7 protein-coding genes are annotated in these 10,798 nt (G+C 52.0%); 5 read left to right on the forward strand and 2 right to left on the reverse strand.

The annotated features are described in order from the left end of the window. Positions 1-15: 15 nt before the first annotated feature. On the reverse strand, positions 16-951 hold the full coding sequence (locus tag EDM55_RS18155; RefSeq protein ID WP_122960985.1) for a hypothetical protein: 936 nt from the start codon (positions 949-951) through the stop codon (positions 16-18). Beyond that, positions 948-1,097, reverse strand: a complete 150-nt coding sequence (locus tag EDM55_RS30345) for a hypothetical protein (protein ID WP_170184335.1) — start codon at positions 1,095-1,097, stop codon at positions 948-950. Before EDM55_RS30345 ends, EDM55_RS18155 begins: the two co-directional genes overlap by 4 nt. 190 nt (positions 1,098-1,287) lie before the next feature. Between EDM55_RS30345 and EDM55_RS18160 the strand changes: the two genes are divergently transcribed. From EDM55_RS18160 to EDM55_RS18180, 5 genes are read left to right on the forward strand one after another with little or no spacing between them, the layout of a single operon-like run. After that, positions 1,288-3,075 carry a vWA domain-containing protein gene (locus tag EDM55_RS18160; RefSeq protein ID WP_122960986.1) on the forward strand — a complete coding sequence of 596 codons (1,788 nt, stop codon included), beginning with the start codon at positions 1,288-1,290 and terminating at the stop codon, positions 3,073-3,075. A gap of 13 nt (positions 3,076-3,088) precedes the next feature. After that, positions 3,089-6,478, forward strand: coding sequence for a tubulin-like doman-containing protein (locus tag EDM55_RS18165; RefSeq protein ID WP_092271854.1), 3,390 nt, complete (start codon positions 3,089-3,091; stop codon positions 6,476-6,478). A gap of 27 nt (positions 6,479-6,505) precedes the next feature. Further along, the gene (locus EDM55_RS18170; RefSeq protein WP_122960987.1) at positions 6,506-8,851 is read left to right on the forward strand and encodes a hypothetical protein; all 2,346 of its coding nucleotides are present in this window, start codon (positions 6,506-6,508) and stop codon (positions 8,849-8,851) included. Beyond that, entirely contained in the window at positions 8,848-10,137 is a 1,290-nt protein-coding gene (locus EDM55_RS18175; RefSeq protein WP_122960988.1) for a vWA domain-containing protein, read from the forward strand. Before EDM55_RS18170 ends, EDM55_RS18175 begins: the two co-directional genes overlap by 4 nt. Positions 10,138-10,156: 19 nt before the next feature. Further along, entirely contained in the window at positions 10,157-10,792 is a 636-nt protein-coding gene (locus EDM55_RS18180; protein WP_122960989.1) for a beta-mannanase, read from the forward strand. The last annotated feature ends 6 nt before the right edge of the window (positions 10,793-10,798 follow it).

Consider the following 10,798-nt stretch of genomic DNA (forward strand, 5'->3'; position numbering starts at 1 on the left):
TGGCTTCGCGCTCCTTTACGAGATACCGGCAAAGTCGGGGTCAAAAGCGAACTGTGCATCTACGCGCCTTTTCGTTGCCGCATACAGCAGCTCCCAGCCTTCATGACGATGAGTGTGCACCAATTTGGCGAGACGCAGAAAACGATCGCGAGGGATGAAGTCGATGAACTCGATGATCAGGTCCTGATACTGATCGATGTACGGCCTCATGCGAAGAGCTGCCCCTGCGATTTGTCCCATCAGCTGCTCGCCGTTTTCCTGCAAAAGGATATAGGCCTTGTAGCGTCTGGCGTAGTCGAGCACCGACTTTTTGACGAGAGACGGCTGGACCTTGATCACCTCGCGCAAATACTCGACGAAATCCTTGTCATAGGTGGAGGGGGTGACCGTCTCCAACTCCAGCTCCATGTCCTTACGCAGGATAAAGTGGTTGAGAAACATGATCTTGCGGATTTTGATCGTATCCGAGTGGATGAAATGCCCGATCTCACGTATCTTTTCGTACGCTTCCTTATAGCGCTCGGCTTTCACATCCGCACCGATCTCCTCGAGATGATGCACGAGCGATTTCTTGATCGCGTCCTGCTCCTGTGAAAGGAAAGGTAGAAACTGAGCGTCTCTTTCATAGGAGCCGTATTTTTTTTGCATCCAGTAAAAAAGGGCAAGCAGCAAGATCCCTACACCGCCTGCAATCAAAATCTGCGGGAGGGATTTGGCACAGAGGATAGCCAGACAGACGAACAGGACCATGAGTAAAAAGCGCGTCTGCACATAACGGCGGGTAACCGAGGCAGACAGCTTGCGAATGGGCTGGTATTCACGCCCGCACTCCTCACAGTGCGTGTCCCACAAAACGTGATACGTATGGCAGTGCTTGCACGCTTTCAGGCGTTCAAAGGTGTAGGCTGTTTTCTGGGTTTTCCGGAACAGGACCCCGATTTTTTTCCTCATGGGCGTTCCCTCTTTTCATTCAGCAAGGCGTGCAAATGCTGATCGATTTCTCTGGCTGAGAGATTACGCCGCTTCAACCGAAGCAGCTTGGTAAAGCGCACGGCAAGTAGGACAAAAGCTGCAGCGAGAAGGAAGTAGGATACCATAATTTCTCTCCTAAAAATTGATAGTGTCGAAATCTGTAACAAAGAAACGGGTTGTATCGTATTACGTGATAGAGGCAATCATACATGTCTTTTTGGCTACTGCTACCTCTGAAAATAGTGGTAATAGTGTCATAGTCTACCTTTCTTTGCAATAGTTCGCAAATACTGTGTACAGCGGAGGTTCTAAAGAATGATACGTTTCAGCGTGTTGTGTCGATACGTCGTTTGTACAGCACTGCTGCTGGTCTTCGTCCTGACGGGGACACAAATGAGTTTTGCACAAACCAGCGCAAGCAACATGGATGCCGTGCTAGTCGTGGACGTCAGCAACTCCATGACCCAAAGCGATAAAAACAAGGTAAGCAACGAAGCGATGAAAATGTTCGTGGACATGACGTCGACCCGGAAGAACAAAATTGGAATCATCTCCTATACCGACAAGATCGAACGTGAAAAGGCACTGATCGAGGTGAATTCCGAGCAAGACAAGAACGACATCAAATCGTTCATCGACAGCCTGCAAAAGGGAGCCTACACGGACATATCTGTCGGTGTCACCGAAGCCGTGAAAATTCTCGATGCGGGTCATGATCCGGCAAACGCGCCGATCATCGTACTTCTCGCTGACGGAAACAACTACCTGAACGAAGCGGCAGGCGGATCTGCTGCCCAGTCGGACAAAAGGCTGCAGGATGCGGTAAAGGCTGCACAGAGCAAAGGCTATCCGATCTATACGATTGGTCTGAATGCGGATGGGCAGTTGAACAGGACGACCCTGCAGCAGATCGCGACCCAGACGAAGGGGAAGTTTTTTGAAACGAGCACGGCGGACAAGCTGCCTGCCATTTTAAGCGAAATCTTTGCCAACCATCTCAAGCTAAAGGTCGTGCCGATCAAAAGCTTCACTTCCAACGGTCAAATCCAGGAAGTGCCGATCAACATTCCGAATGCAAACGTGCTGGAAGCAAACATCTCCATCATGTCGCAAAAATCGGTTGAGTTGAAATTGTTCGATCCGGCGGGCAAGGAAGTGGCGATTCCGTCTAACGATGTTCGCCTCTCCCGTTCGAGCGCGTATACGATGCTCAAGCTGGTAAAACCCGAACAGGGCAATTGGTCGCTTCAGGTAAAAGGGGTGCCCAAGGAAAAGATCGACATCAACATGATTTACAATTACGACCTGCAGCTGGAGATGGAGCCGCTCAAGAACCAGACCTTCCAAGCGGGCGACGTGGTACCTGTAAAAGCAGCTTTGGTGAGCAATGGACAAAAAGTAAACAGTCCCGATTTGTACAAGCAGATGAAAGGGACTTTGATCATCACGGACAAAACCGATCAGAAAACAAGCGAAGAGCCTTTGACCAACACGGGCAGCGGCTTTGAAGGAAGCTTTACGATTCCTGCTGACCACGCGTACGAATTGAAAATCAAAGCGGAGGACGCTAGTTTTTATCGGGAGACACCGCCTCTTCTCGTCGATGCCTCTTCGACGGCAGGAGCAGGTACTACTTCCGGGCAGCAGAAGACGGGAGCAGATGCAGATGAGAAGCCGTTCCCGTGGCTGTTGGTTGCAGGTGGAGCAGTCATTCTCCTGATCGTGGCAGCAGGAGCTCTGTACGCCCTCTCCATCTATCGCAAAGCGAACAAAGGCTTTGCTGGGCAAGTAGCAATCGAGATCGTGGATGAGGATACGGGCGACAAGTCCAACCCGCAGTACAAAAAGCTCAGCAGCTTCAAAGGCAAGGTCCGTCTCCATCAGCTGCTTCAGCTGGCACCAGAGTTTCAGGAAACGGACAAAGTCATTCTGTTGCCAGGCAAAAACGATACGCTGATCATCGAGAACCGTTCGAGCTGTCGAATTGAGAAGGCTGGACGCGTCCTCGACATGAGCCAGGGCAAGGAACTGAAGAAAAACGATCGCATCAAGATTTCAATGACCAGTGTCAATAAGTCCGTTTTTGTAGACTACATCGTCTAGGAGTGGATCCCATATGAAAGCAGTAGTAAGAGAGCATATTCAGCAGTTGGACGTATCGCTTGGCGGAGGAATCGTCAGCGACAAGATTCGGGTAGACACCATCGACAATCCGATGCTCGTGATTGGGTTGGGTGGGACAGGCATCGACGCGCTTTTGCGCCTGAAATATCAAGTGAACCGACGCTTCAAACTCCCAGTGGACCATCTTTCCAAGAAACGCAAGGAAAAGCCGGACAACATCGAGTTCATCGCATTTGAGACCAACGAGCATGACCGCAACAAGAAGTACAAGGGCATCGGACTCGACCCAGTTACCGAGTTTGTCCTGCTTTCCAATCCCGAGATCGGGGGCGTGCTGCAAAACCGTAGTATTCTCGAGCCGTACATCACGGAGTGGCTTTCTCCAGAGCTGACGATCACGGATGGGATCAGCGGGGCATCCGGTGTGCGACAGGCAGGTCGTTTGCTCCTGTTTACAAAAATCACTCAGGTCGTGCAGACCATTGAGAAAAAGATCAAAATGCTGTGCGAAGGCACTAACAAGAAGCTGACAGTTTTCCTGCTGAGCGGGATTTCCGGTGGTACGGGAAGCGGCTGCTTTCTCGACATCGCGTATATCGTGCGCGGGATTCTGGAACGCGACTTCGGCAGCGCAGGAGTGGATAAGGTCAATACGCTGGGCTATCTGTTTACGCCTGACGTCAATCTGTCCAACAAAAGCCTCAGCTCCCATACGCGCGACTACATCATGAAAAACGGCTATGCAGCGCTGAAGGAACTGGATTACTGGATGAACGCAGACGAGCGGGGTGAGCGCTTCCGTCAGCAGTACGGCAGCGTGCTAAACGTACAATCGCCGATGCCGCCGTTCAACCTGTGCCATCTGATTTCAGCCACCAATCTGGAAGGCAAAGCGCTGGAAAACGCCTACGATTACTGCATGAACGTGACAGCAGAGAATATCACGAACTTCATGGCGAGTGAGGAAAAGCGCTCCGGCGAAGAGTTTGCGATCCATGACTATATCAGCAACATCCGTACGAATATCAACCAGATGCCAAAGGCGTACGCGGCCAACTATCAGTACAATGTCATCGGTGCTTCCTCTGCGGTGCTGCCGATCGAGGAAATGACGACCTACTTGGCGTATCGCCTGTTTAAAAAGATGGAGAAGATGTTCACTGTAGCGCCTACACAAGAGGACGCGGAGAAATTCGCCCGCAAGCTCGGCATCGATATCGACTCAATCTCTCGCAAGTTTGAGGAGCGTGTACCAGAGCCTTTGCCAGGCTATGAAAACAGCGAGCGCATGAGCTACAGCAACGTCATCAGCCAGCAGGTCGTGAGCGTCGACCACGAGCTGGAGCAAGGCTATCTGGCCAAGGCGAGAGAGCAGTACATCAAGTCAAAAAAGCAGCTGCCAGGTGAGCTGATCGCAGTCTTCGGAGACATGATTAAGCGGGTGTTCCTGCATCCCGAGCAAGGTCCTTTCTACGCATCACGTCTGATTCAATCGGACAAAGGCTTCTGCCTGATGAAGATGATTCTGTCTTACGTAGAGAGCCTGAAGGCGAATCTGGAAAGCTTCCCACGTGAGATTGAGGGTGCGCGGGAGACTGCCCAGGAAAAGCTGGGTGACGCTCGCAGTGCCTTCATTTCCAAAGAGAAAAAGAAAAACATCTACATCGATGCAAAGATTAACGAATACCAGCTCTTGGCTGACCAGGAAAAGCTGGAGCAGATGATCGAGTTTTACGAAGAGCTCCACCGTTTGCTCAATGCGGAAAACAACCGCATCTACAGCGTGTTTACGGAAGTGCTAAATACGCTCAATCAGATCTTTGAAAAGAACGGCGACATCCTGATAGGCGGCGGCGAGGAGAGCGATCGCACCGGCAACAAAACGTACTACTGGAACATCGTGAACGTACCGGATATTGCCAAGGTCATCGGAAATATTTTGGAGCAAAAGGATGCCGACGACCTGATCCGCGATTTCACAAGCGAGCTGCTGGAGCGCTCCGACCAATGGGTCAAGGAGCAGGAGCTGGATATCGTCAGCTCAATCTCAGACTTCCTGTCGGAGAAATTCGGGGAGCTGATCACCAAGTCCATGGAGGATTTCCTGGTGATCAAGTACGGTCAGGACGAGACGCTGGATCGTATCGTAGAGCGCAAGATTGCGAGCAAGCTGGATGACGAGGCGATCCCTGTCTTCCATCTGAGCAACAACCTCGGCAACATGCACTTCCCTTCCTGGGGCTTCGTCTCGGTGCCATTGAAAGCACCGGCGATTCTCAAAGGGATCAAAAACTATCAGGATACAGCGATCAGCGGGTCTCGCTTTACGGTCAAAGAGAGCGAAGTCAAAAACCGCATCTTCTGGCTGAACACCAAGAACGGGATTCCCCTGTTTGTCTATACGCCGCTGAAGGTGTACGAGGAAAGCTATGAGCGCACCATTCTGGAACGCGAAGGGATTGGTCGCCACCTCGTGCAGACCGAGAAAAACAACTGGGCGTACCTGCCGTCCCCTATCCCTGAGAAATCGTGGGGAGATACGTACGAAAACAATCGGATCAAAGCGTACAATGCAGGTGTCCGCTCTCTGTTCGATCGGGCGCAAGGCTTCGGCAGCATCCGGGAGAAAGGCAGCGACAGCAAAACGAGCAGCCGCTACGAGTGCATCATTACCAAACCTTTCAGCATCGCGTCGTATTTGGAGGCACAGCAGCTGCCAAAAGACAGCGCAAAGCTCAATCCAGGTGAAATGAAGCGACTTCTTCTAGAGCTGAAAGGCTTCATGAAGGAAGGTCTGGAGCGCGAATTTACGCGCGATATTTTTGGCAGCATCAACGAGGACATGGCAAAGGAAAATCTGATTCGCTATCCGGAGCTGATCCGTTTGATGCAAGAGGAAGTGCGTAAATACGAAGAGATCGAGCAGAAGATCGCGGAGCTGGACCAATTGATGGGCGCGATCCAAGGAGAAGAAGAGCTTGTGACACGCTTCATCGAGGCGCTGTACACCGGTACGATCTGCAAAAAAGGTGCGCTCTACGTCTACGACAAGGATGAGGAAGAAGAGGCATGGGATCCGTTCCTCAATCTCATGAAGGTGAACAAGCATGTGGAGTACGCTCTCTACGAGCAATTCCGTGCCCTCGATTCGAAAAAGATGGCCTTGCTCAACCGCAAAGCGACGAGACGCAGCGATGCGATGACAGCCTCTGAGGATACAGCAGCTCTGATCAGCAGCCTCGACGAGATCGCAGCCGCCTTCCAGGGTACCAAAAATGACCTGGAGTACGATCGCGATGAGTTCGTAAACGGCGAAGAGCTGTACCGCTTTTACAAAAAGGTGTGGGCAAAGGTAAACGATATGCGCAAAACGCTGCAATAAAGAATGACGGATTGGCGGGGGATAGGCATGAAGGATTTGATGGAGCAATTCGCAACCGAATACGTTACGGATTTGGAAGGACAACTGGATCGCGGACACGGACAGCGAAGCATTCAAAATCCCGTGCTGTTCCTCTTTATCGGAGACAAAAGCAGGCAGGCTCTGCAGTCCGTCTGTGAGATCAATGAGCAAAAGTGGCAAAACAGCCAAGGCGTTCTCTACGTCCACGCCTACAATGAGGAGACTTGGGAGCATCCCCAGGTTTTCGGCTGCCAGCTGCCAAAACTGGATGCAAACAGACAGACGATGCGTGCCTCCCTCTTTGAGCGGTTCATGAAGGATGAATCGCTCATCATGGACGTCAACAAGTTCATGAAGCAGGTTAGCATCCGCGTCGCAGAGATGGGCAAGCTGTTTGCTTCGTTTCAACAGGTGAACATTGCTGTAGTGACCCGCTCGGATGATCCGGCAAACATCCTGCTGCCGGAATTGACGATGCTACTCAAAAGCTATTTGCAGGAGATGTTCAAAAACGTTTCGGCGGATCTGTATGTACTGCTGCAGGAAAAGAGCGGCGACGGCTTTGGCTTTTCCTCGGCACTTGGCGTTCAGTTTTTGGAAGAGGTCGATCAATTCCAACGAAGCGACTATCGCTACGGGGCCAATCTGATGGTCACCGAGGATGGAATCAAGCTGCCTGCCCTGCATGCACAAGCACCGCTGTTTTCACTCACCTACCTGCTCAGTGACAAGACTGAGCATGGTCTGTTTCTGGACGGTGGGCTTTCGGAGAACGATGAGCTGATCAGCAATCTGGTACTGCTGAACAACAAAGAGGCGGAGACGGCCGTAGATGAGAACAGCGAAGGCTACAACAAGCTGCAGTTTATTCGCAGTATTACCGTCGATAGCGGACAAGCCACCTTTGCGTCAGCTGGACTCTCCAAGGTAAAGCGTCCTACCCACGCGATCGCGCTGACTGTACTGGCTGCCGTATTCGACCGCTACTGGGAGCGTCTGCAGGAGGGTGACAGTCTGCCGAAGACAAAAGCCCGTGAAAAGCTGGGTTTAACCGCGCATGATGTGCAGCGGATCGTAAGCGCAGCCTTTCCTGACCAGGACATTTTGACGGAAATGAACGGGCTCATGACCTCGGGAGTCAGCTACAGTGAGCTGTCTGGCATGAATCTGCGGGAGGCAGAGCTGGCCTTGTTTGATGGCAATAGTCAGTCCTTTTTTGAGCAGCATTACGTTCAGCTGGCTCGCCGCAATCTGGACGGCTTGCTGGAAAAGTCGTCACTCGCACAGCTGATTTCGCAGGAAATTATCGAGGATGAACGATACGGACTGTATGCGGCGTATCAGCTCACTTCGGAAACAGCCAGCGGGGCGAATCTGCTCGATGAGGTGCGAACAGGAATCAAGGAAACGCAAAGACAGCTGGAGCTGACAAAAGCCGAGCTGGATGACATTAGTCTAGAGCGGGTGGATCAGCAGGAGCTGCGTGTAGGGGGATTCTTCACGAAGGATAAAGAGCGCGTCCGCACCTTTGTCCGCCATCTGTTCGCCAAGGTGTATAACAAAAAGGCGGAGATCCTGGAGTGGGAGCTTGTGCTGCAAGTCCTGTTGGGCTACGAGCAGCAAGCCAAGCAGCTCCATAAACGAATCGGCGAGCAGGTAGCGCAGCTGGAGGAGCTGCAAAAGCAGCTGAGAGCGATTGCGCACAAAAGCGTCAAGGAAGCAGCAGACTACCTGGGCAAGAACATGGACGAGTACTACGAGTCCGTCGTCACAGAGACGATCCGATCGCAGGAATCCCAGCGCGGCCAAGGGTTTTATCTGGACAACCGCTATATCGGCAGCGGCGCGCTGCTCTTTACGCACGGAATATCGGGATTGCTCGAACGCCTTTGTGCTTTTTGCCGAACAGAGATTTTGACTCGCTCGCCGTTTGCGTTGTCCTTTGAGGCGGAGCTGCTGGCGAGAGCGAATGTAGCGGCTGCCTACGACAACCGGACAGTCCTGACGAGGGAGGACTTGTTCCAAGACTTATCTCTCGTCCTCGAAGAGCGGGCAGCCGTGCATGTAGAGGTCTTTCATTTCCTGCAAAAGCATCGGTACGAAGAGAAATACTGGTTTGCCGACCTTCAAAACGACTTCGTACAGTACGTGCTGCGGGAGACGGAAGCGACGAGAACCTACAAGCAAGGCTGCATTCACGAAGCCGGGAAGAGCGGTATAGAAAAAATGAATCTGATGGGTGGATTTGGCCTGGAAGACTTGATGTATTACCGAAACAACAAGAAATACCATTCTTCCTACATGGATAACGGATACGTCTTTCACCGCCAAGGAAAGGAGGAATTCTCATGAGTCAAAGAAAGCTGAGCCTGCTCATGATCGTGTGCAGCCTGATCGGGGGTGCGATTGGCTTTGTCGTGGGAGAAGTCATCTTGTCCCAGCTGTCCGCAGAGCTTCCGCAATGGCTTTTGATGGGCTTGTATTTCGGACAGTACGCTTTGTTCGTAGGGCTGATGTGCCTGGTGGCAGAAATGATCTCCCCTCGTCTGAACGGACCTGGCTGGAAGCAGCGTTATGCAGGCGCATCGTGGAGGATGCTGGTGCCAAGCACCTTGATCATGGTAGGGGTTGCTGCCATGCTTTTGCAGCTGCTTTACGGCTTTTCCTATCAGCGCTCGAGCAGTACGGACAATATCGTCATGCTGCTGGATACGTCTGATAGCATGAAGCAGACAGACCCGAACAATCAGTTGTTCCAAGCGGCTGCTGATGTTGTCGGGAAAATGGACAGTGATATGCAAGTTGGTGTGATCACATTTAATAGCCGGGCAGAAGTGCTGCAGCCACTTGTTTTGCTAAAGGATCAAGCTGTCAAGGACACCGTCATCGCCAAGTTGAAGAACTATCCCGGACCTAGCGGAGGGACACAAATCGACGAGGCCCTGCAAGCCGCTCTGGATCAGCTGCAGTCTGCGGGGCAGCTGAATCCGAACAGCACAGTGGTGCTCATGTCGGATGGCTACAGCAACGTCGATCTGCAAAAGGTGATGGAGCCTTACAAGCAAGCAGGCATGCATATTCACACAGTGGGCATGAGTCAGGTGGATGCCGATGGAACCTACCTGCTGAAACGTATTTCCGAGGAGACGGGCGGTACGTATTTTAATGTGGACCATGCGGAAGAGCTTACAGGTATTTTTGGACAAATCTACGACATGAGCCGCCAGGACCGGAATCTGGTCTCGGAACGCACGGGCGCAACAGCTGACAGCACGTTTTTTGCAATCATTCGCGTTATTGGCATGCTGATCATCGGGGGCCTGCTCGGATTGGCGTTGGGCCTGATTTTTGACAACCGTCATCTCGCAAAAAGCTTCACGACTGGCGGAGTGGTAGCGGGAATTCTCGCAGGTTTGCTGCTGGAGTCGGGACTGACTTCGGCGCAGTGGCTGGACACGACGGTACGTATGCTCGCCTGCGCTTTGCTGGCTGTCGTGATGACGTTGTTCACCGCTTTTATTCCGGCTTCAGCGAGCGGAGGGCAGACATCGTTCAAAAACCGAATGGATCAGGGAAAACGTTCGTCGGCAAGGCTGCTGGAGTCGGGAAATCGAACCAGCAAGCGCTTTGATCTGTAGAGTAGGAGCATGATGAGTGATGATCAAATGGGAAGAGACTACAGAGCTCTCCATCAAGGGTGTCGTCTGTCAGCTGCAAGGCAATGAATATGTGATCAACTGGCATTGGGCGGAAGAGGTTCCCTGTGTTTACGTCCACTGCTCTGCTTATGGGGAGCCGTTTGACGTAAGCCAGATCAGCGATACCGAGCTTAAGCTGTACACGCGAGAGGAGTACAAGGCACATAAAGGCCTCCGGGGAAAAAGCGAGGGAATCGGGCGGTATACGTACCGCATTTTCCCGTGTCGCTTGGAGCAGGGCAAGCCCGTCATGCTCATCCCACCAGGAGAAGCGCACATCGTCCACGTTCGTACGGGAAAAGCAAAGATCTTGTACTCGTTCAAGCGGGGGCGAAGCTGGTTTAGCGCCTATCAGTCCTTGCAGATTCGCATTTTTTCAGAGATTCCTGTCTCAAAGGACGTGCTTTGCTATGTCAAAAAGGAAGGCTCGGCTCCAACGAACAAGGATGATGGTACGCAGTATGCCTTTATTCGGGATATACAGCCGGGTGAGAATTTGCTGCCAGAAATTGAAGTCAGAAAAAAGGATGTCATCCGCCTCTTTTTTACGGACGGAAAAAAATACGGGGAATTGTACGAGCTGATTCCCGAATAGGAGGGG

It is taken from the genome of Brevibacillus centrosporus (assembly GCF_003710815.1).
Lineage (GTDB): Bacteria > Bacillota > Bacilli > Brevibacillales > Brevibacillaceae > Brevibacillus > Brevibacillus centrosporus.